At 65.3% G+C, this 23,850-nt stretch carries 28 protein-coding genes; 27 read left to right on the forward strand and 1 reads right to left on the reverse strand.

Annotation, left to right across the window (positions count from 1 at the left end):
• Nucleotides 1-61 precede the first annotated feature (61 nt).
• Entirely contained in the window at nucleotides 62-400 is a 339-nt protein-coding gene (locus tag AE618_RS04750) for an HdeA/HdeB family chaperone (protein ID WP_156330099.1), read from the reverse strand.
• A 284-nt stretch (nucleotides 401-684) separates the two neighbouring features.
• On the opposite strand from AE618_RS04750, the gene AE618_RS04755 reads away from it, so the two are divergent.
• The 27 genes from AE618_RS04755 to queA all read left to right on the forward strand — a co-directional run bounded on the left by AE618_RS04755 (nucleotide 685) and on the right by queA (nucleotide 23,850).
• Nucleotides 685-1,065 (forward strand): NADH-quinone oxidoreductase subunit A, encoded by a 381-nt coding sequence (locus tag AE618_RS04755; protein ID WP_054207885.1) that lies wholly within the window; start codon nucleotides 685-687, stop codon nucleotides 1,063-1,065.
• A gap of 66 nt (nucleotides 1,066-1,131) precedes the next feature.
• Nucleotides 1,132-1,716, forward strand: coding sequence for a NuoB/complex I 20 kDa subunit family protein (locus AE618_RS04760; protein WP_054207886.1), 585 nt, complete (start codon nucleotides 1,132-1,134; stop codon nucleotides 1,714-1,716).
• A gap of 3 nt (nucleotides 1,717-1,719) precedes the next feature.
• Nucleotides 1,720-1,971: a hypothetical protein gene (locus tag AE618_RS04765; protein WP_054207887.1), complete on the forward strand. Its 252-nt coding sequence runs from the start codon at nucleotides 1,720-1,722 to the stop codon at nucleotides 1,969-1,971.
• Complete coding sequence (locus AE618_RS04770; RefSeq protein ID WP_054207888.1) at nucleotides 1,968-2,573, forward strand: NADH-quinone oxidoreductase subunit C; 606 nt, start codon at nucleotides 1,968-1,970, stop codon at nucleotides 2,571-2,573. Before AE618_RS04765 ends, AE618_RS04770 begins: the two co-directional genes overlap by 4 nt.
• 12 nt (nucleotides 2,574-2,585) lie before the next feature.
• On the forward strand, nucleotides 2,586-3,776 hold the full coding sequence (locus AE618_RS04775; protein WP_054207889.1) for an NADH-quinone oxidoreductase subunit D: 1,191 nt from the start codon (nucleotides 2,586-2,588) through the stop codon (nucleotides 3,774-3,776).
• Nucleotides 3,773-4,057 (forward strand): hypothetical protein, encoded by a 285-nt coding sequence (locus tag AE618_RS04780; RefSeq protein ID WP_054207890.1) that lies wholly within the window; start codon nucleotides 3,773-3,775, stop codon nucleotides 4,055-4,057. Before AE618_RS04775 ends, AE618_RS04780 begins: the two co-directional genes overlap by 4 nt.
• A complete protein-coding gene (nuoE, locus tag AE618_RS04785; RefSeq protein WP_054207891.1) occupies nucleotides 4,057-4,986 on the forward strand; it encodes an NADH-quinone oxidoreductase subunit NuoE in 930 nt (309 codons plus the stop codon). Before AE618_RS04780 ends, nuoE begins: the two co-directional genes overlap by 1 nt.
• A gap of 10 nt (nucleotides 4,987-4,996) precedes the next feature.
• On the forward strand, nucleotides 4,997-6,301 hold the full coding sequence (nuoF, locus tag AE618_RS04790; protein ID WP_054207892.1) for an NADH-quinone oxidoreductase subunit NuoF: 1,305 nt from the start codon (nucleotides 4,997-4,999) through the stop codon (nucleotides 6,299-6,301).
• A 5-nt stretch (nucleotides 6,302-6,306) separates the two neighbouring features.
• Nucleotides 6,307-6,831, forward strand: coding sequence for a DUF6717 family protein (locus AE618_RS04795; protein WP_197280674.1), 525 nt, complete (start codon nucleotides 6,307-6,309; stop codon nucleotides 6,829-6,831).
• Complete coding sequence (gene nuoG, locus AE618_RS04800; protein ID WP_054207893.1) at nucleotides 6,828-8,906, forward strand: NADH-quinone oxidoreductase subunit NuoG; 2,079 nt, start codon at nucleotides 6,828-6,830, stop codon at nucleotides 8,904-8,906. The genes AE618_RS04795 and nuoG overlap by 4 nt, the downstream gene beginning before the upstream one ends.
• Before the next feature lie 6 nt (nucleotides 8,907-8,912).
• Nucleotides 8,913-9,932 carry an NADH-quinone oxidoreductase subunit NuoH gene (gene nuoH / locus AE618_RS04805; protein ID WP_054207894.1) on the forward strand — a complete coding sequence of 340 codons (1,020 nt, stop codon included), beginning with the start codon at nucleotides 8,913-8,915 and terminating at the stop codon, nucleotides 9,930-9,932.
• Nucleotides 9,932-10,171, forward strand: coding sequence for a hypothetical protein (locus AE618_RS04810; protein ID WP_054207895.1), 240 nt, complete (start codon nucleotides 9,932-9,934; stop codon nucleotides 10,169-10,171). Before nuoH ends, AE618_RS04810 begins: the two co-directional genes overlap by 1 nt.
• Nucleotides 10,172-10,190: 19 nt before the next feature.
• The gene (gene nuoI / locus AE618_RS04815; protein ID WP_054207896.1) at nucleotides 10,191-10,679 is read left to right on the forward strand and encodes an NADH-quinone oxidoreductase subunit NuoI; all 489 of its coding nucleotides are present in this window, start codon (nucleotides 10,191-10,193) and stop codon (nucleotides 10,677-10,679) included.
• A 148-nt stretch (nucleotides 10,680-10,827) separates the two neighbouring features.
• Nucleotides 10,828-11,451: an NADH-quinone oxidoreductase subunit J gene (locus tag AE618_RS04820; protein WP_054207897.1), complete on the forward strand. Its 624-nt coding sequence runs from the start codon at nucleotides 10,828-10,830 to the stop codon at nucleotides 11,449-11,451.
• On the forward strand, nucleotides 11,448-11,756 hold the full coding sequence (gene nuoK / locus AE618_RS04825) for an NADH-quinone oxidoreductase subunit NuoK (protein WP_054208012.1): 309 nt from the start codon (nucleotides 11,448-11,450) through the stop codon (nucleotides 11,754-11,756). The genes AE618_RS04820 and nuoK overlap by 4 nt, the downstream gene beginning before the upstream one ends.
• Nucleotides 11,757-11,782: 26 nt before the next feature.
• Nucleotides 11,783-13,825, forward strand: coding sequence for an NADH-quinone oxidoreductase subunit L (gene nuoL / locus AE618_RS04830; RefSeq protein ID WP_054207898.1), 2,043 nt, complete (start codon nucleotides 11,783-11,785; stop codon nucleotides 13,823-13,825).
• 4 nt (nucleotides 13,826-13,829) lie between these two features.
• Entirely contained in the window at nucleotides 13,830-15,341 is a 1,512-nt protein-coding gene (locus AE618_RS04835; protein WP_054208013.1) for an NADH-quinone oxidoreductase subunit M, read from the forward strand.
• A gap of 10 nt (nucleotides 15,342-15,351) precedes the next feature.
• The gene (nuoN, locus tag AE618_RS04840) at nucleotides 15,352-16,779 is read left to right on the forward strand and encodes an NADH-quinone oxidoreductase subunit NuoN (RefSeq protein ID WP_054207899.1); all 1,428 of its coding nucleotides are present in this window, start codon (nucleotides 15,352-15,354) and stop codon (nucleotides 16,777-16,779) included.
• Between the two features lie 97 nt (nucleotides 16,780-16,876).
• Nucleotides 16,877-17,632, forward strand: a complete 756-nt coding sequence (locus tag AE618_RS04845; protein WP_054207900.1) for a biotin--[acetyl-CoA-carboxylase] ligase — start codon at nucleotides 16,877-16,879, stop codon at nucleotides 17,630-17,632.
• Nucleotides 17,633-17,745: 113 nt separating this feature from the next.
• A complete protein-coding gene (locus AE618_RS04850; protein ID WP_054207901.1) occupies nucleotides 17,746-19,416 on the forward strand; it encodes a ribonuclease J in 1,671 nt (556 codons plus the stop codon).
• 101 nt (nucleotides 19,417-19,517) lie between these two features.
• Nucleotides 19,518-19,922: a methylmalonyl-CoA epimerase gene (mce, locus tag AE618_RS04855; RefSeq protein ID WP_054207902.1), complete on the forward strand. Its 405-nt coding sequence runs from the start codon at nucleotides 19,518-19,520 to the stop codon at nucleotides 19,920-19,922.
• A 1-nt stretch (nucleotide 19,923) separates the two neighbouring features.
• A complete protein-coding gene (locus AE618_RS04860) occupies nucleotides 19,924-20,340 on the forward strand; it encodes a RidA family protein (RefSeq protein WP_054207903.1) in 417 nt (138 codons plus the stop codon).
• Nucleotides 20,337-20,567, forward strand: a complete 231-nt coding sequence (locus tag AE618_RS04865) for a DUF1467 family protein (protein ID WP_054207904.1) — start codon at nucleotides 20,337-20,339, stop codon at nucleotides 20,565-20,567. Before AE618_RS04860 ends, AE618_RS04865 begins: the two co-directional genes overlap by 4 nt.
• 433 nt (nucleotides 20,568-21,000) lie before the next feature.
• On the forward strand, nucleotides 21,001-21,561 hold the full coding sequence (locus AE618_RS04870) for a peptidylprolyl isomerase (RefSeq protein ID WP_156330101.1): 561 nt from the start codon (nucleotides 21,001-21,003) through the stop codon (nucleotides 21,559-21,561).
• A 54-nt stretch (nucleotides 21,562-21,615) separates the two neighbouring features.
• Entirely contained in the window at nucleotides 21,616-22,257 is a 642-nt protein-coding gene (locus AE618_RS04875) for a hypothetical protein (protein ID WP_156330102.1), read from the forward strand.
• Entirely contained in the window at nucleotides 22,257-22,727 is a 471-nt protein-coding gene (locus AE618_RS04880; RefSeq protein ID WP_054207906.1) for a peptidylprolyl isomerase, read from the forward strand. The genes AE618_RS04875 and AE618_RS04880 overlap by 1 nt, the downstream gene beginning before the upstream one ends.
• Before the next feature lie 25 nt (nucleotides 22,728-22,752).
• The gene (gene queA, locus AE618_RS04885; RefSeq protein WP_054207907.1) at nucleotides 22,753-23,850 is read left to right on the forward strand and encodes a tRNA preQ1(34) S-adenosylmethionine ribosyltransferase-isomerase QueA; all 1,098 of its coding nucleotides are present in this window, start codon (nucleotides 22,753-22,755) and stop codon (nucleotides 23,848-23,850) included.

Raw genomic sequence — 23,850 nt, forward strand, 5'->3', positions numbered from 1 at the left:
GGATTCAGGGCGCCGGCGAGCGCCAGCCCCAATGCGACGTGGAGGCACGGCTTCACGGCATTCAGGGAGCAGTGGGCGGCATGAAGATGTCCCGCGCTTCGGGGCCGACAAGGGGCAGTTGCGGGGATTTGGTGCAAAGCGCGGTGAGCCCCGCGGGAGCGGCGGTGATCTTCTCGAGGTCGAGCACCGGACGGGTTGCGCTGCCGGCGAAGTAGCCAGCCAGCCACAGCGAGAGCTGGCTCTGGTCGCCCTCGGTCATCGCGATGAAATCGGCGCACCGCGCGCGAGTCAGATCGATGCCCTCGGCGCGGACGCTGGACGGGGCGAACGCCGTCATGACGATGAGGCTTGCTGCCGTGAGAGCGGGGACTGTCGGGAAAATCGTGGAACGCGTGCGCATTGAGCCGCCCTTCTCGAATGCGACATGCGCCGCGCGGAAACCGATTCGCCGCAAGTGTGTCGCGTCATGGCCGCCTTCGCCAGTCGGAAGCCGGCGAGAAGCGGCAAAAATCCGGCACAGTCGGACGCCGATCCGGTGACGAGCGCCGAACTCCGCCGCGCCTGCGTCAATTTCAACCCGGCTGCGCGATGCTGCGGCGCGGCAGAGTCTTGCTTCATTCTAATGCAAGGGCTAATCGACAGAAACCGGCGCGCCGTCATCGGCCGTTTGAAGCGGGATCGTCCATGCAAGCTCTCCCAGTGCCATCGCTGCTGAACGACTATCTGCCTCTGGTCATCTTCATCGGCGTTGCCGCGATCATCGGTCTGGCCTTGCTGATCGCGCCTTTCGCGATCGCCTATTCCAAGCCCGATCCCGAGAAGCTCTCGGCCTATGAATGCGGCTTCAACGCCTTCGACGATGCCCGCATGAAGTTCGACGTCCGCTTCTATCTCGTCGCCATCCTGTTCATCATCTTCGATCTCGAGGTCGCCTTCTTGTTTCCCTGGGCGGTCGCGTTCGGCGGGCTCGGCTGGTATGGTTTCGTCTCGATGATGATCTTCCTCGGCGTGCTGACGGTCGGCTTCGTCTATGAGTGGCGCAAGGGCGCGCTGGAGTGGGACTGATCGTCCCATCGTCGGCACAGACTTCGCGACTTATCTGACGGTTACGGGTTCACAAGGGTTCGTTTCATGGCAACAACAGCGATCGACCGCGGCGATCCGCTCGTCGCGCCCGCGCCGAAGGGCGTGCTCGGGCCCGATGGCCTGCCGGTGGGCCAGCGCGATCCCTTCTTCACCTCGATCAACAGCGAACTGGCCGACAAGGGCTTCCTCGTTACCGCCACCGACGACCTGATCAACTGGTCGCGCACCGGCTCGCTGATGTGGATGACCTTCGGGCTCGCCTGCTGCGCCGTCGAGATGATGCAGCTCTCGATGCCGCGCTACGATGTCGAGCGCTTCGGTTTCGCGCCGCGCGCGTCACCGCGCCAGTCGGACGTGATGATCGTTGCGGGCACGCTGACCAACAAGATGGCCCCAGCTCTCCGCAAGGTCTACGACCAGATGCCGGAGCCGCGCTACGTCATCTCGATGGGCTCCTGCGCCAATGGCGGCGGCTATTACCACTACAGCTACAGCGTCGTGCGCGGCTGCGACCGCATCGTGCCGATCGACATCTACGTGCCGGGCTGCCCGCCGACGGCGGAAGCTCTGCTCTATGGCGTGCTGCTGCTGCAGAAGAAGATCCGCCGCACCGGCACGATCGAGAGGTGAGGCATGGCTGAGCCGACGGACATGATCGTTCCGATGCTTCGTGAGATGCGCGCCGATATCGTTGCTCGCCTCGACCAGCATTCGACCCGCTTCGACCTCGTGGACAAGCGTCTGTCGAAGATTGAGGGGCATATCGAGTCCTTCCGGCACGCCCTGACTGCGGACACGCTGATGAGCAAACTCGTGACCGGTGAGTTCGAGGAGCGCATCGAAGCGCTCGAAGCCAAGGTCCGCGAATTGGAGTCGCACAAGTGAGCGAAGCGCTCGTAGCACTCGGCGAAGAGATCAAGGCGGCGCTGCCCGGCGCCGTGACGGATGCCGTCGTCACCTTCGGCGAGTTGACGGTTCACGCGCAGGCGGCGTCGATCCTGGAGGTCATGGCGACGCTCTACAGCGATCCGCGCTTTCGCTTCGTCAATTTCACCGACATCGCGGGCGCCGACTATCCCGGCCGCGAGAAGCGTTTCGACGTCGTCTATCACCTGCTGGCGCCCTATTCGAACCGCCGCATCCGCGTGAAGGTCCAGACCGACGAGGCGACACCCGTGCCCTCGATCATCGAGGTCTTTCCGGCGGCGAACTGGTACGAGCGCGAGGCCTATGACTTCTACGGCATCCTGTTCTCGGGCCATCCGGATCTCCGCCGCATCCTCACCGATTACGGTTTCGAGGGGCATCCGCTGCGAAAGGACTTCCCGCTCACCGGCTATGTCGAGGTCCGCTACGACGACGAGCAGAAGCGCGTCGTCTATGAGCCGGTGAAGCTGAATCAGGAATTCAGGAATTTCGACTTTCTCTCGCCCTGGGAAGGTACGGACTATGTCCTGCCGGGCGACGAAAAAGCGAAGACGGCCTGATCGGAGCCGGACATGTCAGAACACAACATCCGGAACTTCTCGATCAATTTCGGCCCGCAGCACCCGGCCGCCCATGGCGTGCTGCGCCTCGTGCTGGAGCTCGACGGTGAGATCGTCGAGCGCGTCGACCCCCATATCGGCCTGCTGCATCGCGGCACCGAGAAGCTGATCGAGGCCAAGACCTATCTTCAGGCGCTGCCCTATTTCGACCGGCTCGACTATGTCGCGCCGATGAACCAGGAGCATGCCTATTCGCTCGCGGTCGAGAAGCTGATGGGCGTCACGGTTCCGCGTCGCGGCCAGCTCATCCGCGTGCTCTATTCCGAGATCGGCCGCATTCTCTCGCATATCCTCAACGTCACCACGCAGGCGATGGACGTCGGCGCGCTGACGCCCCCGCTCTGGGGCTTCGAGGAGCGCGAGAAGCTGATGATCTTCTATGAGCGGGCCTGCGGGGCGCGCATGCATGCGGCCTATGTCCGGCCCGGCGGCGTGCATCAGGACCTGCCGACCGGCCTCATCCACGACATCGCCGAATGGTGCGACCCCTTCCTCCAGGTCTGCGACGATCTCGAGGGCCTGCTGACCGACAACCGCATTTTCAAGCAGCGCAATGTCGATATCGGCGTCGTCGATCTCGAAACCTGCTGGAAATGGGGTTTCTCGGGCGTGATGGTGCGCGGGTCCGGCGCCGCCTGGGACCTGCGCAAGTCGCAGCCCTATGAGTGCTACGAGGAGATGGAATTCGACATCCCCGTCGGCAAGAACGGCGACTGCTACGACCGCTATCACATCCGCATGGAAGAGATGCGCCAGTCCGTGCGCATCATGAAGCAGTGCTGCGAGAAGCTTTTGGCCCCCGAAGGCGGCGGGCCGATCTCTTCGCTCGACGGCAAGATGGTGCCGCCCAAGCGCGGCGAGATGAAGCGCTCGATGGAAGCGCTGATCCACCATTTCAAGCTCTACACCGAGGGCTACAAGGTGCCCGAGGGCGAGGTCTACGCGGCGGTCGAGGCGCCCAAGGGCGAATTCGGCGTCTATCTCGTCTCCGACGGCACCAACAAGCCCTATCGCTGCAAGATCAAGGCACCGGGCTTCGCCCATCTCCAGGCCATGGATTTCATGTGCCGCAAGCACATGCTGGCGGACGTCTCCGCGATCCTGGGCTCGCTGGACATCGTGTTCGGGGAGGTCGATCGGTGAGCTCCCATCTCGTGCGTTGCGCGACCCACGGCTCGGATACCGCTGCCTTCGTCTGCTCGCATCTCGTCGAGACGCTGAGGGACGGGGAGGCTCGCGGCGTTTTCTGGTCGCGCGATCACGATGGCTGCATCAATGCGTATTGCTCGCGCTGTGCGGACGCCATCGACGATAACGGTGGCGAACTGACCAGCGACATCGAAACAAAGTTCGATATCCAGCTCATCTGCGAAGCTTGTTTTACGAAGATCGCTCATTCGAACGGTCTTCGGGAGTTCAACTGATGTCCGTCCGTCGTCTCGCCCCCGATCACGTCCAGCCCGCCTCCTTCGCCTTCGATCCGGCGAACGAGAACTGGGCAGACCAGCAGATCGCCAAATATCCGGAAGGCCGCCAGGCCTCGGCCGTGATCCCGCTTTTGTGGAAGGCGCAGGAGCAGCATGAAGGCTGGGTGCCGCGCGCTGCGATCGAGGCCGTCGCGCGCAAGCTCGGCATGGCGCCGATGCGCGTCATGGAGATCGCGACCTTCTACACGATGTTCAACCTCCAGCCGGTGGGCGAGCACTTCATCCAGCTCTGCGGAACGACGCCCTGCGCGCTGCGCGGCGCCGAGGCGATCAAAAAGGTCTGCGAGGACGTCATCGGCCCGCAATCGACGGTGAGCGCCGACGGCAAGCTCTCCTGGCTCGAGGTCGAGTGCCTCGGCGCCTGCTGCAACGCCCCGATGGTGCAGATCAATTTCGACTATTACGAGGATCTGACGCCCGAGAATTTCACGGCGCTCCTCGACGACCTGCGCCATGGCCGCCCGGTCAAGACCGGCTCGCAGATCGGCCGCTCCGGCTCCGAGCCGGTCGGTGGCGGCGAGACCCTGAAGGACCCCGCGCTCTATGACGGCACGGTGATCGGCGCCGGCGATTGGCAGGCGCGTGTCACCGAGCAGCGCAAGGCAGCGGCCGAAGCGGCTGCCGCCAAGGCTGCTGCCGAGGCCGAGGCCAAGAAGGCGGAAGCGGTCAAGGCCGAGGCGACGCCGGCCACGCCATCCAAGCCCGCCACCGAGACGGCGTCGCCGGGGCGGCCTCAGCCATCCTCGCCGGGACAGCCCACCAGCGCGGCCAACGATACGCCGGCCAGCCAGGGAAAAGTCGACGACAAATCCGCCGGTGAAGCCGCCAAGTCGGCGGACGCCGCCGCTCCCAAGCCGGTGAAGTGAGATAACGGCCATGCTTGCTGATCGCGACCGGATTTTCACCAACCTCTACGGGCTTCACGACCTGTCGCTGAAGGGCGCCATGGCGCGCGGCGCCTGGGACGGCACCAAATTCCTGCTCGAGCAGGGCCAGGACTGGATCATCGACGAGATGAAGAAGTCCGGCCTGCGCGGACGCGGCGGCGCCGGCTTCCCGACCGGCTTGAAATGGTCGTTCATGCCCAAGAAGAGCGACGGGCGGCCCAGCTACCTCGTCGTCAACGCCGACGAGTCGGAGCCCGGCACCTGCAAGGATCGCGAGATCATGCGCAACGACCCGCATACGCTGGTCGAGGGCTGCCTGATCGCCTCCTTCGCGATGAACGCCAACGCCGCCTACATCTACATTCGCGGCGAGTACATCCGCGAGCGCGAGGCGCTGCAGCGCGCCGTCGACGAGGCTTATGAGGCCCGGCTGATCGGCAAGGACAACATCCACGGCTATCCCTTCGACCTCTACGTCCATCACGGCGCCGGCGCCTATATCTGCGGCGAGGAGACGGCCCTGCTCGAAAGCCTCGAGGGCAAGAAGGGCATGCCCCGGATGAAGCCGCCATTCCCCGCGAATGTCGGCCTCTATGGCTGCCCGACCACCGTCAACAACGTCGAGTCGATCGCGGTGGCGCCGACCATCCTGCGTCGCGGCGCGGCCTGGTTCTCGTCGCTCGGCAACCCCAACAATGTCGGCACCAAGCTGTTCTGCGTCTCCGGCCATGTGAACAAGCCGTGCAATGTCGAAGAGGTCATGGGCATCCCCTTCCGCGAGCTGATCGAGCGGCATTGCGGCGGCGTGCGCGGCGGCTGGGACAACCTGATGGCCGTCATCCCCGGCGGCTCCTCGGTCAGGATGGTGCCGGCCGAGCAGATCATCGACACGCCGATGGATTTCGATTCGCTCTCGAAGCTGCGCTCGGGCCTCGGCACGGCGGCAGTGATCGTCATGGACAAGTCGACCGACATCGTCCGCGCGATCGCCCGCATCAGCTATTTCTACAAGCATGAGAGCTGCGGCCAGTGCACGCCCTGCCGCGAGGGCACGGGCTGGATGTGGCGCGTGCTCAACCGCATGGCCGAGGGCAGGGCGCAGAAGCGCGAGATCGACATGCTGCTCGACGTCACCAAGCAGATCGAGGGCCACACCATCTGTGCGCTCGGCGACGCCGCGGCATGGCCGATCCAGGGCCTGATCGCGCATTTCCGTCACGAGATCGAGAAGCGCATCGACGACTATGCCGCCAACCCGCATAGCGAGCCTGTGCGCTTGATGGCGGCGGAGTGAGATCGATGGCAAATGCCATGATTGTCATCAGGCCGTATCTGCACGAAGGCATTTGGGTGTTCGACGATGCGTCGGTCGGCCTGGAGCAGGAGCCTTTCGTGTCGGGCGTGCCCGAGATGATCGAGGCATTCGTGAAGGATATTCCGAACGCGGCCGATGGCTTCGAGCTGACCTTTTCGGCGCAGCCCTTTCCAGACTTCCAAGTGAAGCTGATCTGGCTGCGCCGTGAGTACGATGGCAACTGGTATGGGTGGCCGGAGACGCGCCAGCAGGGTTGGCTCTGCCCGGCCCTGTTCCGCTATTTCGACAAGCCACCGGCGGAAATCTATTGTCGCGCGAGCGCGTTGAAGGCCGATCGGGCTTCTGACGATGTCGGAGAGGTTTCGCTTGTCGGCATCGATGCAAAGCTGGACCTCATCCTCCGGCAGATCGCAGTCTTGAGCGAGCGCGTCTCTTTGCTCGAGGCCGGTTCGCGAGCGCAATATGAAGACGAAGCCAAGCGCGTCGAGCGCCTGGAGAGGCAACAATGACCAAACTCATCATCGACGGCATCGAGGTCGACGTTCCCGCCGAATACACGGTCCTGCAGGCTTGCGAGGCGGCAGGCGCCGAGGTGCCGCGCTTCTGCTTCCATGAGCGGCTCTCGATCGCCGGCAATTGCCGCATGTGCCTGGTCGAGGTGAAGGGCGGCCCGCCCAAGCCGCAGGCTTCATGTGCCATCGGCGTGCGCGACCTGCGCCCCGGCCCCAATGGCGAGCCGCCGGTCGTCTCGACCAAGTCGCCCATGGTCAAGAAGGCGCGCGAGGGGGTGATGGAGTTCCTCCTGATCAACCACCCGCTGGATTGCCCGATCTGCGACCAGGGCGGCGAGTGCGATCTCCAGGACCAGGCCATGGCCTATGGCGTCGACACCTCGCGCTATGCCGAGAACAAGCGCGCCGTCGAGGACAAGTATATCGGCCCGCTGGTCAAGACCTCGATGACGCGCTGCATCCAGTGCACGCGCTGCGTCCGCTTCACCACGGAAGTTGCCGGCGGCCAGGATCTCGGCGCCATCGGTCGCGGCGAGGACATGGAGATCACCACCTATCTCGAGCAGGCGATGACCTCGGAGCTCCAGGGCAACGTCGTCGATCTCTGCCCGGTGGGCGCGCTGACCTCGAAGCCCTACCAGAACAAGGCCCGCCCCTGGGAGCTGACCAAGACCCAGTCCATCGACGTGATGGATGCGGTCGGCTCGGCCATCCGCGTCGATTCGCGCGGCAAGGAAGTGATGCGCATCCTGCCCCGCCTCAACGAGGCGGTGAACGAGGAATGGATCTCCGACAAGACCCGCCACATCGTCGACGGCCTGCGCACGCAGCGCCTCGACCGGCCCTATATCCGCGAAGGCGGCGCGCTGCGCCCGGCCTCATGGGCCGAAGCCTTCGCTGTCATCGCCGAGAAGGTGAAGGCGGCGAAGCCGGAAAAGATCGGCGCCATCGCCGGCGATCTCGCCGCGGTCGAGGAGATGTTCGCGCTACAGAGCCTGATGGCTTCGCTCGGCAGCGCCAACCTCGATTGCCGTCAGGACGGCTCCAAGCTGCATCCGAAGTTCGGCCGCGCCAGCTACATCCTCAATGCCGGCATCGCCGGGATCGAGCAGGCGGACGCGCTGATGATCATCGGCGCCAATCCCCGCAAGGAGGCGCCGATCCTCAATGCGCGCATCCGCAAGCGCTGGCTGCGTGGCGATTTCACGCTCGGCATGATCGGCGAGAAGGCCGATCTGACCTATGATTACGCCTATCTCGGCGCTGGCCCCGATACGCTCGCGGGCTTCGTCGATCACGCTCCCGCCAATCGGCAGAAGCCGATGCTGCTGATCGGGCAGGGCGCCTTGGCCCGTCCCGATGGCGAGGCGATCCTGGCGATGGCTGCGAAGGCCGCCCGCTCGCTCGGCGTCGTCAAGGATGGCTGGAACGGCTTCGGCGTGCTGCACACGGCGGCTGCCCGCGTCGGCGGGCTCGATCTCGGCTTCGTGCCGCAAGAAAGTGCTGAAGGACTGGGGGGCTTGGATGTCGCCGGCATGCTCACGCCCGGCGCGCTCGATGTGCTGTTCCTGCTCGGCGCCGACGAGATCGATGTTCCGGCAGGCGCCTTCGTGGTTTATCAGGGCACGCATGGCGACAAGGGCGCCCATCGCGCCGACGTCATCCTGCCGGGCTCGGCCTATACCGAGAAGTCCGGCACTTACGTCAACACCGAAGGCCGCGTTCAGATGACCGACCGCGCCACCTTCCCGCCGGGCGATGCCCGCGAAGACTGGGCGATCCTGCGGGCGCTCTCGGCGACGCTGGGCAAGACGCTGCCCTTCGACTCGCTCGCCGGCCTGCGCAAGGCGCTCTACGAAGCGCATCCGCATTTCGCCGCGCTCGATGTGCTGCAGGCGGCCGACCCGGCCGGGCTCGGTTCGCTCGCCGATCTCGGCGGCAACGCCGACAAGGCGGGCTTCGTCTCGCCGGTGACCGATTTCTACCAGACCAACCCGATCGCGCGCGCTTCCGCCGTGATGGCCGAGTGTTCGGCGCTGGCCTCGGGCCGGCTCCAGCAGGCGGCGGAGTAAGCGGCCATGAACTGGGACCTCGTCCTCTCGATCGCGATCATGCTCGGCAAGAGCCTGCTGCTGCTGGTCTGCCTGCTGGTCTTCATCGCCTATATCCTGCTCGCCGACCGGAAAATCTGGGCGGCGGTGCAGCTGCGGCGCGGGCCCAACGTGGTCGGGCCTTTCGGCCTGTTCCAGAGCTTCGCCGACCTGCTGAAATTCGCCTTCAAGGAGCCGATCATCCCGTCGGGCGCCAACAAGGGCGTGTTCCTGCTGGCGCCGTTCATCTCCTGCCTGCTCTCGCTGGGCGCCTGGGCGGTGATTCCGGTGGCCGAGGGCTGGGCGATCGCCGACATCAATGTCGGCGTGCTCTACATCCTCGCGATCTCGTCGCTCGGGGTCTATGGCGTGATCATGGCCGGCTGGGCCTCGAACTCGAAATATCCCTTCATGGGCGCGCTGCGCTCGGCGGCGCAGATGGTCTCCTACGAGGTCTCGATCGGCTTCGTCATCATCACCGTGCTGCTCTGCGTCGGCTCGCTGAACCTGACCGCCATCGTCGAGGCGCAGAACGGCCGTCTGGGCATGTTCGGCTGGTACTGGCTGCCGCTGTTCCCGATGTTCGTGGTCTTCTTCATCTCGGCGCTGGCCGAGACCAACCGCCCGCCCTTCGATCTGCCCGAAGCCGAGTCCGAGCTCGTCGCCGGCTTCATGGTCGAGTATTCCTCGACGCCCTACCTGCTGTTCATGCTCGGCGAATACGTGGCGATCATGACCATGTGCGCGCTGACCGTGATCCTGTTCATGGGCGGCTGGCTGCCGCCATTCCCGATCGCGCCCTTCACCTGGCTGCCGGGCGTGTTCTGGTTCGCGCTCAAGGTCTGCATGGTCTTCTTCATGTTCGCGATGGTGAAGGCCTTCGTGCCGCGCTACCGCTACGACCAGCTGATGCGGCTGGGCTGGAAGGTCTTCCTGCCGCTGTCGCTAGTGTCCGTGGTCGTGGTCGCCTTCGTGCTGCAGGTCACCGGCTGGGGGCCGGTGCGCTGATGGCGATCTCGCCCGGCCTGATCGGTGCGCTGATCGGGCTCGTGGTGGGGATCGTTGAATACAGGATCGTGTCGGGGCTGGTCATCGGGGCCTTGCGCCGGACCGATCCGTCGAAGACGCAAGCCGAGCGCGACGATTACGAGCGTCGCATCGGCTTGGTCAGGGTCGCGCTGGTCGTGTTGATGATCGGCGTCACGCCCGTGCTGGGTTATGTGATCGGCCAGACGGTGTTTGGCTGAGTTGGAAGGACGAGAAGGCATGTCTCTCGCACAAGCCGCCAAGGGCCTGCTGCTGAAGGAATTCGTCGGCGCGTTCGCGCTGTCGATGCGCTATTTCTTCAAGCCGAAGGCGACGCTGAACTACCCCTTCGAGAAGGGCATGCTGTCGCCGCGCTTCCGGGGTGAGCATGCGCTGCGTCGCTATCCCAATGGCGAGGAACGCTGCATCGCCTGCAAGCTCTGCGAGGCGATCTGCCCGGCTCAGGCCATCACCATCGAGGCCGGCCCGCGCCGCAACGACGGAACCCGGCGTACGACGCGCTACGACATCGACATGACCAAATGCATCTATTGCGGCTTCTGCCAGGAGGCCTGCCCAGTCGACGCCATCGTCGAGGGGCCGAATTTCGAGTTCGCCACCGAGACCCGCGAGGAGCTGTTCTACGACAAGGACAGGCTGCTCGAGAACGGCGCCCGCTGGGAGCGCGAGATCGCGCGCAACATCGCGATGGACGCGCCCTATCGATAGCGGCGAGTGGCGAATGGCGAATGGAACCGCTTCCTTCCACTCGCCACTCGCCGTTCGCACCCTTATAGACCCTTGCAAACTGCGGCCGGCGAGAGTCGGACGTGATTGAAAACGAGAGCCGCCCGCAGGGGCGGAAAGGCTGACCGAGATGAATGCCGCAGCGGCTTTCTTCTACCTGTTCGCAGGCGTCACCGTCGCTTCGGCGTTCATGGTGGTGACCTCGCGCAACCCCGTTCACTCGGTGCTCTTCCTGATCCTGGCCTTCGTCAACGCGGCGGGCCTGTTCATGCTGCTCGGGGCCGAGTTCCTGGCGATGCTGCTGATCGTCGTCTATGTCGGCGCCGTCGCGGTGCTCTTCCTCTTCGTGGTGATGATGCTCGATGTCGATTTTGCCGAGTTCCGCCAGGGCTTCCTGAACTACCTGCCGATCGGCGGGCTGATCGGGCTGATTTTCGCGGTCGAGCTGCTGCTGGTCGTCGGCGCCTGGGTCATCGATCCGCAGATCGTCAAGGCGCCCGTGGCGGCGATCCCCGCCGGCATCACCAACACAGAGGCGCTCGGGCGCGTGCTCTACACGCAATATGTCTATTACTTCCAGGCGGCCGGCCTCGTCCTGCTCGTCGCCATGATCGGCGCGATCGTGCTGACGCTGCGCGAGCGCACCGGTATCAAGCGCCAGGATATCACGATCCAGAACGCCCGCAGCAAGGCCACCGCGATGGACGTCAAGAAGGTGCCCTCGGGCGCAGCCCTGCCGGAGGAGACGGTCTGATGATCGGACTTGGCCATTACCTCGCCGTCGGCGCGATCCTGTTCACGCTCGGCGTGCTCGGCATCTTCCTGAACCGCAAGAACGTCATCGTCATCCTGATGTCGGTCGAGCTCATCCTGCTCGCGGTCAACCTGAACTTCGTCGCCTTCTCGAGCTTCCTGGGCGACATCGTCGGGCAAGTCTTCGCCCTGCTGGTGCTGACCGTCGCGGCGGCCGAAGCCGCCATCGGGCTTGCCATTCTCGTCGTCTACTTCCGCAACCGCGGCACGATCGCGGTGGAAGACATCAACATGATGAAAGGCTGAGGCGCTAAAGCGCCCGGAACCGCCCCATGTATCACGCGATCGTCTTCCTCCCCCTGATCGGCTTCCTGATCGCCGGCCTCTTCGGCCGTCTGATCGGCGCGCGCGGCTCAGAGATCGTCACCACCTCGCTGCTGATTGTCTCCGCCGTCCTGTCCTGGATCGCCTTCTTCAGCGTCGGCTTCGGCTCCGGCACCACCCGCATCCAGGTCGCGACCTGGATGGCGTCCGGAGGCCTGCAGGTCGACTGGGCCTTCCGCGTCGATACGCTGACCGTGGTGATGCTGGTCGTCGTCAACACCGTCTCCTCCCTCGTGCATCTCTACTCGATCGGCTACATGCACGAGGATCCGCACCGGCCGCGCTTCTTCGCCTATCTGTCGCTCTTCACCTTCGCCATGCTGATGCTGGTGACGGCCGACAACCTGGTGCAGATGTTCTTCGGCTGGGAGGGCGTCGGCCTCGCCTCCTACCTGCTGATCGGCTTCTGGTACCAGAAGCCCTCCGCCTGCGCCGCCGCGATGAAGGCCTTCATCGTCAACCGTGTCGGCGATTTCGGCTTCCTGCTCGGCATCTTCATGGTCTTCGTGCTGACCGGAACGGTCGCCTTCGACTCGATCTTCCCGCAGATCGCAGGCTTGACCGAGCGCAGCTTCCGCTTCCTCGGCTATGACTGGAATGCGCTGACGCTGACCGCGCTGCTGCTGTTCATGGGCGCCATGGGCAAGTCGGCGCAGTTCCTGCTGCACACCTGGCTTCCGGATGCAATGGAAGGCCCGACCCCGGTCTCGGCCCTGATCCATGCCGCGACGATGGTCACCGCCGGCGTCTTCATGGTCGCGCGGCTCTCGCCGATCTTCGAATATGCGCCGGTCGCCATGACCGTGGTCATCGTCATCGGCGCGACGACGGCCTTCTTCGCCGCCACCGTCGGCCTCGTGCAGAACGACATCAAGCGCGTCATCGCCTATTCGACCTGCTCGCAGCTCGGCTACATGTTCGTGGCGATGGGCGTCGGCGCCTACTCGTCGGGCATCTTCCATCTCTTCACCCACGCCTTCTTCAAGGCGCTGCTGTTCCTCGGCGCGGGCTCTGTCATCCACGCGATGCATCACGAGCAGGACATGCGGAAGATGGGTGGCCTGCGCAAGCACATCCCGCTGACGGCCGCCGCCATGACCATCGGCACGCTCGCTTTGACCGGCTTCCCGCTCTTCGCCGGCTATTTCTCCAAGGACGCAATCATCGAGAGCGCCTACGCCGCCGTCGGCCACAAGGGCTTCGCCGCCTCCTATGCCTTCGTGCTGCTGGTCGTCGCCGCCTTGATGACCTCGTTCTACTCCTGGCGCCTGTACTTCATGACCTTCGAGGGCAAGCCGCGCTGGGGCGCGGACGCGCATGGGCATGATGCCCATGGGCGTGACGACCACGCCCATGCGGCTCACGCCCATGACGACCACGCGCATGCCGCTCACGCTCATGACGATCACGGCCACGGCCATGATCACATGCCCCATGAGAGCCCGCTGGTGATGCTGATCCCGCTCGCCGTGCTCTCGCTCGGCGCGGTTGCGGCTGGCTTTGCCTTCAAGGAGGCCTTCATCGGCCACAACTACGAGCACTTCTGGAAGGCCGCGCTGTTCACCGGCAAGGACAACCACATCCTGCACGAGATGCACGAGGTTCCCGGCTGGGTCGTCGCCTCGCCCTTCATCGCGATGGTGCTCGGCTTCCTGCTCTCGCTCTACATGTATGTCCTGAGCCCCGACGTGCCCCGCAAGCTCGCGGCGGCCAACCCGGTCCTCTACAAGTTCCTGCTCAACAAGTGGTATGTCGACGAAATCTACGACTTCCTGTTCGTGAAGCCGGCGATGTGGGCGGGCAAGTTTCTCTGGAAGAAGGGCGACGGCTTGGTCATCGACGGCTTTGGCCCCGATGGCATCTCGGCCCGCGTCGTGGACGTGACCAACCGGGTCGTCCGGCTCCAGACCGGCTATGTCTATCACTACGCCTTCGCCATGCTGATCGGCGTCGCAGGCTTCGTGACCTGGTATCTCTTGGCGCGCGGGTGAGATGATGTTCGGCTTCGGTATCCTCACCGGTCTTCTCGTCCTGCCGCTGGTCGGCGCGGTCTTCATCCTGGCGCAGCGCGGCGACGAGGCGTCGGTCGACTCCAACGCGCGCTATGCAGCGCTCGCGGCAACCGTCGCGACCTTCGTGCTCGCCTGCTACGCCTGGAGCCAGTTCGATCCCGCCAATCCCGGCTTCCAGATGGTTGAGACCCATGCCTGGGTTTCCGATGCCATCAAGTTCAAGCTCGGCGTCGACGGCTTCTCCTTTCCCTTCGTGGTGCTGACCGCCTTCCTGATGCCGTTCTGCATCCTGGCGTCGTGGACCTCGATCACGAAGCGGGTGCGCGAATACATGGTCGCGTTCCTCATCCTGGAGACGCTGATGATCGGCGTCTTCGTGGCGCTCGACCTCGTGCTGTTCTACCTGTTCTTCGAGGGCGGCCTGATCCCGATGTTCCTGATCATCGGCATCTGGGGTGGCAAGCGGCGCGTCTACGCCTCCTACAAGTTCTTCCTCTACACGCTGCTCGGCTCGGTCCTGCTGCTGCTGGCGCTGATGGCGATGTACTGGAATGCCGGCACCACCGACATTCCGACGCTGCTGGCGCACAAGTTCCCGGCCGGCATGCAGACCTGGCTGTGGCTCGCCTTCTTCGCCTCCTTCGCGGTGAAGATGCCGATGTGGCCGGTCCACACCTGGCTGCCCGACGCCCACGTCGAAGCGCCGACCGCAGGCTCGGTCGTGCTGGCGGCGATCATGCTGAAGATGGGCGGCTACGGCTTCATCCGCTTCTCGATCCCGATGTTCCCCGAGGCGTCGCAGTATTTCGCGCCCTTCGTCTTCGCGCTCTCCGTCATCGCCATCGTCTACACATCGCTGGTGGCGCTGATGCAGGAGGACATCAAGAAGCTGATCGCCTACTCGTCGGTTGCGCATATGGGCTTCGTCACGATGGGCCTGTTCACGCTGACGACGCAGGGCATCCAGGGCGCGATGTTCCAGATGGTCAGCCACGGGCTGGTCTCGGGCGCGCTCTTCCTCTGCGTCGGTGTGATCTATGACCGGATGCACACCCGCGAGATCGCGGCCTATGGCGGGCTGGTCAACCGAATGCCGATCTACGCCGTGGTCTTCATGATCTTCACCATGGCCAATGTCGGCCTGCCGGGCACGGCCGGCTTCGTCGGCGAGTTCCTGACGCTGATGGGCGCCTTCAAGGCCAACCCCTGGGTGTCGTTCATCGCCTGCTCCGGCGTCATCCTCTCGGCGGCCTATGCGCTCTGGCTCTATCGCCGCGTCATGTTCGGTGAGTTGGTGAAGCCCGAGCTCAAGACCATTCTCGATCTCAACCCGCGCGAGATGGTCATCCTCGCCCCGCTCGTCGTGCTGACGATCTGGTACGGTATCCGTCCGGGCACGATCCTCGACGCTTTCGCCGCGCCGACCGAAGCTCTCATCAAGAACTATCAGGCCGCACTCACCGCCGCGAAAACGGCGATGCTGGCCGTTCAGTAAGGTCTGTCAGATGGCTCTGCCCGCTCTCGGCCCGGCGCTTCCGGAAATCATCCTCGCGCTGGGCGCCATCGCGATGGTGCTGATCGGCGCGATCCAGGGTGAGCGCGCGACGCGCCTGCTCGAAGGCATGGCGATCGCGCTCTTCGCCCTGGCGTTGGTGCTGGTGCTGTCGGGCACCGGCAAGGTGACGACCTTCAACGATGGCTTCATCGTCGACAGCTTCGCCCGCTTCTTCAAGGTCCTGACGCTGCTCGGCGCGGCGGCCGCGATCCTGTTGTCGTCGGATTCGCTTCGTCGCGACGGCTCGATGCGGTTCGAGTTCCCGATCCTGATCGTGCTGTCGACGGTCGGCATGATGATGATGATCTCGGCCAATGATCTCATTAGCCTCTATGTCGGCCTCGAATTGCAGTCGCTGGCGCTCTATGTCGTCGCCGCCTTCGACCGCGACAATGCCAAGTCGACCGAGGCTGGCCTGAAATACTTCGTTCTCGGCGCGCTCTCGTCGGGCATGCTGCTCTACGGCGCATCGCTGACCTATGGCTTCACCGGCACCGTGACCTATCCGGGCATCGCCGCTGCCGTGCAGCACGGCCATCCCGGCATCGGCCTGATCTTCGGCATCGTCTTCATTGCCGCGGGCGTCGCCTTCAAGATCTCGGCCGTGCCGTTCCATATGTGGACGCCTGACGTCTATGAGGGTGCCCCGACCCCGGTCGCCGCCTTCTTCGCCTCGGCTCCCAAGATGGCGGCAATGGCGATGGTGGTGCGCATCTTCGTCGGCGCCTTCCCCGGCGCGCTGCATGAATGGCAGCAGATCATCATCTTCATCGCGATCGCCTCGATGGCGCTCGGCGCCTTCGCCGCGATCGGCCAGCGCAACATCAAGCGCCTGCTCGCCTATTCCTCGATCGCCAACATGGGCTACGCCCTGGTCAGCCTCGCTGCCGGCACTGCGGCGGGCGTCCAGGGCGTGATGGTCTACATGGCGATCTATCTCGCCACGACGCTCGGCGCCTTCGCCTGCGTGCTGCTGATGCGCCGCGACGGCAAGGCGGTCGAGGACATCTCCGAGCTCGCCGGGCTCTCGCGCACCAATCCGTGGATGGCCTTCGCGCTGTCGATGATGATGTTCTCGCTCGCCGGCATTCCGCCTCTCGCCGGCTTCTGGGCCAAGTTCTACGTCTTCCTCGCCGCCATCGATGCCAAGCTCTACGTCCTTGCCGTTATCGGCGTCGTCACCAGCGTCGTCGGCGCCTATTACTATCTGCGCTTGGTCAAGGTGATGTATTTCGACGACGCGAAGCCCGCCTTCGAGAAGGGCGATCTCGGCGTTCGGGCCGTGCTTCTGGTGTCGGCGATCTTCGTGCTGGCGCTCTCGCTGCTGCCGGCCCCGCTGCTGAACTCGGCAGCTGCGGCGGCGAAGTCGCTGTTTTGAATGCAACCCGCCGTCATGCTCGGGCTTGACCCGAGCATCTCTTGCAGGAGATTCTCGGGTCTCCGCTTCGCTGCGCCCGAGAACGACGGGTCGTCCCATGCTCGGTGAAGCGGCCCGCGCCGCCGGCTACCGTTTGATTGTCCGCGACGAGGTCGGCTCCACCATGGAGGAGGCGCGCCGCGCTCTGGCACAGGGCGACGCCGGCAAGCTCTGGATTGTCGCCCGCAGCCAAAACGCCGGGCGCGGCCGCCACGGCCGGCAATGGGGCTCGCCGCCCGGCAATCTCTATGCGAGCCTGCTGCTCGTCGCACCCTGCGAGCCCGCGCTGGCGCCGCAACTCGGCTTCGTCGCGGGGCTTGCCTTGCACGACGCTGCCATGCTCGTCAGCGGCGGGCTGCAGGGGCTGAAGCTGAAATGGCCCAACGATCTGCTGGTCGGGCGCGCCAAGGTTTCCGGCCTGCTATTGGAGGGCGAGAGCCGGGCAGGGCGGCTCGATGTCGTCATCGGGCTCGGCGTCAACATCGCCTCATGCCCATCAGACACGCCCTATCCCGCGGCCTTTCTCAGACAGCATGTGCCGCACGTGGCGGTCGAGGCGGTGCTGGCGGCGCTCAGCGATGCCTGGCTGTCCCGCTTCGAGGCCTGGTCCCGCCCCGGCGGGTTCGGGCCGATCCGAGCCGCCTGGCTCGAGCGGGCCGCCTTTCTCGGCGAGGAGATCACGATCCGGCTGACCGAGGGGCCGCTGAGCGGCCGCTTCGCCGGTCTCGATGCGAGCGGACGCCTCGAACTCGAAACGGGCGCCGGTCTGCGCGTCATCGATGCCGGCGACCTCTATTTCGGCTCGCCCGCCTGAACGCGAGCCGATAGCGTCCGCTGCGGTCTGGAGGCTGCGTGGCGAGCGTGCTACGGCTCCCTCAACTTCTTGCAGCGCTGTCGCGCCGCCGATCGTCCAAGTCAGGATTGCCCGTGTCCCGTTCTCAAGACCAGCTCGTTTTCGTTCCTCTCGGCGGCCTCGGCGAGATCGGCATGAATGCCGCTCTCTACGGCTTGGGGCCCGAGGGGCGGCGCAAATGGATCCTGGTCGATTGCGGCCTGTCCTTCGCCGGGCCGGAGGTGCCGGGCGTCGATATCGTCTTCCCCGATCTGCGCTACATCATCGAGGAACGCGCCAACCTTCTGGGCATCGTCATCACCCACGCCCATGAGGATCATATTGGCGCGCTCGCCGCGCTCTGGCCCTCCCTCCGCGCGCCGGTCTACTGCACGCAATTCGCAGCCGGGCTGTTGGCGACGCGTCGCCTCTCGGAGCCTGGCGCGCCCAAGGTGCCGATGCACATCATCGCGCAGGGCGGGAGCTTCAAGCTCGGTCCCTTCGACATCGAGTTCGTCCCCGTCGCCCACTCGATCCCCGAATCGAACGCGCTCGCCATCCGCACGCCGGTTGGCCTCGTCATCCACACCGGCGACTGGAAGATCGACCCGACCCCCCAGGTCGGCCTGCCCACCGACGAGAAGCGCCTGCGCGAGCTCGGCGACGAGGGCGTGCTGGCGCTGATCTGCGACTCGACCAATGTCATGCGCGACGGCACCTCGCCGAGCGAGGCCGAGGTCGCCGCCAAGCTCAAGGAACTGGTGCATTCGGCTCCGGGCCGCGTCGCCGTGACCACCTTCGCCTCCAATGTCGCGCGCCTGCGCGCCGTGGCTGAAGCGGCGATGGCCGATCAGCGCGAGGTCGTCGTCGTCGGCCGCGCCATGGACCGCGTCATCGATGTCGCGCGCGAATGCGGCTATCTCGACGGCATTCCGGCCTTCCGCTCGGCCGACACCTATGGCTATCTGCCGCGCGACAAGGTCGTCTGCCTTTTGACCGGCAGCCAGGGCGAGCCGCGCGCCGCGCTGTCGCGCATCGCCTCCGATGACCACCCGGAGATCACCCTGACGGCGGGCGACCGCGTGATCTTCTCCTCGCGCACCATCCCCGGCAACGAGAAGGCCGTCGGCGCGATCCAGAACGCGCTCGCCCGCGACAACATCGAGATCATCACCGACCGGACCCACCTCGTCCATGTATCCGGCCATCCCCGCCGCGAGGAGATGGCGAGGCTCTATGGCTGGCTGAAGCCGAAGATCGTCATCCCCGCCCATGGCGAAGACCTGCATCTCTCCGAGCACGCGATCTTCGCGCGCGGGCTGGGCGTCAAGACCGTGGTGCGTGCCGGCAATGGCGACGTCGTCGCGATCACGGCCGAGGGTGCCAGCAAGATCGACGAGGTCACGCATGGCCGGCTCTACCAGGACGGCAACCTGCTGGTGAACGCGCTCGAGAAGACGATCGCCGAACGCCGTCGCCTGTCCTTCGTCGGCATGATCTCGGTCGCCGTCGCGATCGACGAGAAGGGCGGGCTCGCCGGTGATCCCGAGATCGCGGTGCTGGGCCTGCCGCCCTATACGCGCGACGGCACGGGCTTCGACGAATATGTCGCCGAGGCCGTCTCGGAACTGATCGACGGCATCCCCAAGGCGCGCCGGCGCGACCCGGAGGCGCTGCGCAACGCGCTGGAGCGTGGCCTGCGCAGCGCCGTCAACGAGGAGTGGGGCAAGAAGCCGCTGGTGCACGCACTGGTCATCGAGGTGTAGCGAGTGGCGAACAGCGAGTGGCGAATGGTAAGAAGGCTGAAGCCATCCGTTCCGTCATCCATTCGCCAGTCACTTTTCGCCACTCGCCCAGCGGAGCTGTCATGATCGGACGCCTCAACCATGTCGCCATCGCCGTGAAGGATCTCGCGGCTGCGACCGCGCTTTATCGCGACACGCTGGGCGCTCACGTCTCGCAGCCCTTGCCGCAGCCCGAGCATGGCGTCACCGTCGTCTTCGTCGAACTGCCCAACACCAAGGTCGAGCTGCTGGAGCCGCTGGGCGCCGACTCGCCGGTGGGCAAGTTCATCGAGCGCAATCCTGACGGCGGTATCCACCACATCTGCTACGAGGTCGACGATATCATCGCCGCCCGCGACCGCCTGAAAGCGACGGGTGCCCGCGTTCTCGGCACCGGCGAGCCGCGCATCGGCGCCCATGGCAAGCCGGTCATCTTCCTGCATCCGAAGGATTTCACCGGCACGCTGGTCGAACTCGAGCAGGCCTGACGTGACGGATGTCTCCCCGATAAGCTTCTTCGGCGAGCCGGAGCCGGGCTCGCCCCGTCCCTTCAGCGCCGCGACACGCGCCGCCGGGCTCGTCTTCGTGTCCGGTCACTCCGCCCCGCATGATCCCGCGCGCGGCATCCACCGTGGCGAGACGCCGGCCGACGAGGTCCGCAATGCCTTGGCGCATATCTCCGGAATTCTCGCAGGGGCGGGCAGCTCTCTGGATCGCGTCGTCCAGATGACGATGCTGATCACCGACCCGGCCGACTACGCCGCCTGCAACGCCGAATATGTAAGGCACTTCCCGGGTGGTTTGCCGGCCCGGCACACCGCGCGCTTCGGCGTGCCGACGCAGGCGCGGGTGGCATTCTCATGCATCGCGCTCGCCGGCGATGCGGGGCAGGATCGCCAGCGATGACCATCGCCAGCGCACTCGCCGTCTATTTCGTGATCTGGTGGACGGTGCTCTTCGCCGTACTGCCCTTCGGGGTCCGCAGCCAGGCGGACGCCGGAGAGGTCACGCAAGGGACTGAGCCCGGAGCGCCCGCAATGCCGGGCCTGCTGCGCAAGGCTGCGATCACCTCGGTCATCGCGGCGATCGTCTTCGGTATCGTCTGGTATGTCTGGGCGAATTTCGATTTGTAGGACAGGCGAGGCGGCTGTTGCCCGGTCCGGCCGGCGGCAGCGAGGCAGCCCGGCAGAGACTCAATCCGGACAGCAGACAAAGAAAAAGGCAAGGCCGATGCCTTGCCTTCTCTAGTCTGTTTTTACCGCAGTAACGGCGCGCGTCTGTTTGCGTGCGACTCGTATACTAGGCGGGCGTTTGTCCTCCCGAGACCTGGTCCGCGGCGCTTCGATTAACAAAGCGTGTCCAGCGAGAGTTTGATAACCGATCATGACAGCGCTGTCATCACTTTAGGCATGGCTAGCCCGATATTTTTGCAAATTTATTCTCCGTTGCACTTGTGCAGTGCAACATCATGCGATTCGACGGCCTATCGCGCCTTGTTCCGGCCAAAGGATGCCGCTACCACGCGCCGGGATAGGATTTCCCGCCGGATCGTCGGCGGAGATGGAGATGACAATGCTGCGCACCTCGCTCGCTACCCTTGCCGTCCTGGCCTCGCTCGGACTCGCCCAGATGCCCGCACAGGCCCAGGCGCCGGACCCGAACAACACGCTGATCCTGGAAACCAAGGACGGGCCGGTGACGATCCGGTTGCGGCCCGATCTCGCGCCCAAGCATGTCGAGCAGATCAAGGCGCTGACCAAGCGCGGCTTCTATGATGGCATCGTCTTCCATCGCGTCATCGACGGCTTCATGGCCCAGACCGGCGACCCGACCGGCACCGGTACCGGCGGCTCGGACCTGCCCAACATCAAGGCCGAGTTCACTCCGACGCCCTACAAGGTCGGCTCGGTCGGCATGGCGCGCTCGCAATCGCCCGATTCCGGCAACTCGCAGTTCTTCATCTGCTATGAGGGCTGCGGCTCGCTGACCGGCCAGTACACGCTCTTCGGCGAGGTCGTGTCGGGCATGGATGCCGTGCGCAAGATCAAGAAGGGCGCCGCCGGCAGCGGCCAGGTCTCGGGCCCCGACAAGATCGTCCGCATGCGCCTGCAGGCCGACGCCAAGTAAGGTCTCGGCCGCGCGAGGCAGGGCCGGGTCATGCGGGCATTGGCGCTTTCGATCATGCTGACCCTGCTCCTTTGCAGCGGCGTGCGGGTCGATGCGCAAGGCACGACCGATTTCGGCCTGCCGCCGGCTTCGGGCTCTCAGAACCCTGTCCTGCCGCCGCCGTCGGGTTCGCAGAACCCGGTGCTGCCGCCGCCTTCGGGGCAGCGCTATCTGCCGGGTGTCGGTGGGCGCTTTGGCGGCAGCGACCTTCCCGGCAGCGGAGACCGCCGGCTCCTGCCGCCGCCCCGTTCGGGCAGTGGCGAGATCGGCGTCATCGGCACGATCGGTCCCGCGACCAAGGCCTTCGATGGTGAGGCGCTCGACACGCTGGCGGATATCGCGCCAGCGTTGCGACGCTGCTGGACTCCGCCCGCGAGCGACGTAACCGACGCGATGGCGACCGTCAGGTTCAGCCTGCGGCGCGACGGCTCGCTCTTCGGCCAGCCCCGGGTGACTTGGGAAACCAGGCAAACGGCCCCCGATCTGCGCCGACGCTTCTCCGACTCGGTCGCTGCCGCCGTTCGCAATTGCACACCTATGAGGTTGTCCCAGCCGCTCGGAGCGGCTATCGCGGGGCGACCTTTGTCCATTCGCTTCCACGGCCGCGCGCCGACCCCAGAAGGGCGCCCCGCGCCAAACCCAGAAAGGCCGATCTGATGTCGCTCGATCCCGAGAACACCCTCGTCATGGAAACCACCAAGGGCAAGGTGGTGATCAAGCTACGCCCCGATCTCGCGCCGAACCATGTCGAGCGCCTCAAGCTGCTCGCCCGCGAGGGCTTCTATGACGGCATCGTCTTCCACCGCGTCATCGATGGCTTCATGGCCCAGGTCGGCTGCCCGCATGGCACCGGCACGGGTGGCTCGAAGCATCCCGATCTCGCCCAGGAATTCAACGCCGAGCCGCATGTCCGCGGCGTCTGCTCGATGGCCCGCTCGCAGAACCCGAACTCGGCCAACAGCCAGTTCTTCATCGTCTTCGAGGATGCCCGCTTCCTCGACAAGCAGTACACCGCCTGGGGCAATGTCGTCGAAGGCATGGAGGTGGTCGACACGATCAAGCGCGGCGAACCCGTGCGCGATCCCGACTCGATCGTCTCGATGAAGGTGATGGCCGACGTCGCCTGAGCGACGTCGGGCGGCCTGATTGCAGATGAACATCGGGCTCTTCGACTTCGACCTCCCAGAAGACCGCATCGCGCTGAGGCCAGCCAGCCCGCGCGATGCGGCGCGTCTGCTCGTCGTCAACCCGGCGGCGAGCGAGCCCCTGCAGGATCGCGGCATCCGCGACCTCGTCGCGCTGCTGCGGCCCGGCGATGCACTCGTCCTCAACGACACCCGCGTGATCCCCTCGCGGCTGCGTGGACGGCGCCGGCGCGGCGATTCCGTCGCCCGCGTCGAGATCATGTTGCACAAACGCGAGGGGGCCGACCGCTGGCGCGCCTTCGCCCGTCCGGCCAAGAAGCTGGCGCTGGGCGAGACCATTGCCTTCGGCGACGAGTCCGAGGGCAGCGCCTGCGAGCTCGGCCGGCTTCAGGCCGAGATCGTTGGGAAGGGTGAGGCCGGCGAGGTCGAGCTGCGCTTCACGCTGGCCGGCAGCCAACTCGATGAAGCCATTGCCCGCCTGGGCGAATTGCCCCTGCCGCCCTATATCGCCGGCAAGCGCCCGACCGACCACGCGGACGCCAGCGACTACCAGACCATGCACGCCCGCGAGGACGGTGCGGTCGCGGCGCCAACCGCCGGATTGCATTTCACGCCGGACCTTGTCGCCGCGCTGGAAGCGCATGGCGTCTCGCGCCATTTCGTCACGCTGCATGTCGGCGCCGGCACCTTCCTGCCGGTCAAGGCCGACGACACCGATGACCACCGCATGCATGCCGAATGGGGCAGCGTATCGGCGCAGACGGCGGCTGCGCTGAATGCCGTCAGGCAGAATGGTGGGCGCATCGTCGCTGTCGGCACGACGTCGCTGCGCCTGCTCGAAAGCGCGACGGGCGAGGATGGCGTGATCGCACCCTTCTCGGGAGACACCGCGATCTTCATCACGCCGGGCTATCGTTTTCGTGCGGTGGACCTTTTGCTGACGAATTTTCACCTGCCGCGCTCGACGCTGTTCATGCTGGTCTCGGCCTTTTGCGGTCTCGAGCTGATGCAACGCGCCTACGCGCATGCCATCGCCGGGGGATATCGCTTCTACTCCTATGGCGATGGCAGCCTTCTGCATCGAGTTTCTCAGCCCTCATCCTGA

It is taken from the genome of Allobosea vaviloviae, assembly GCF_001298265.1.
Taxonomy (GTDB): Bacteria; Pseudomonadota; Alphaproteobacteria; order Rhizobiales; family Beijerinckiaceae; genus Allobosea; species Allobosea vaviloviae_B.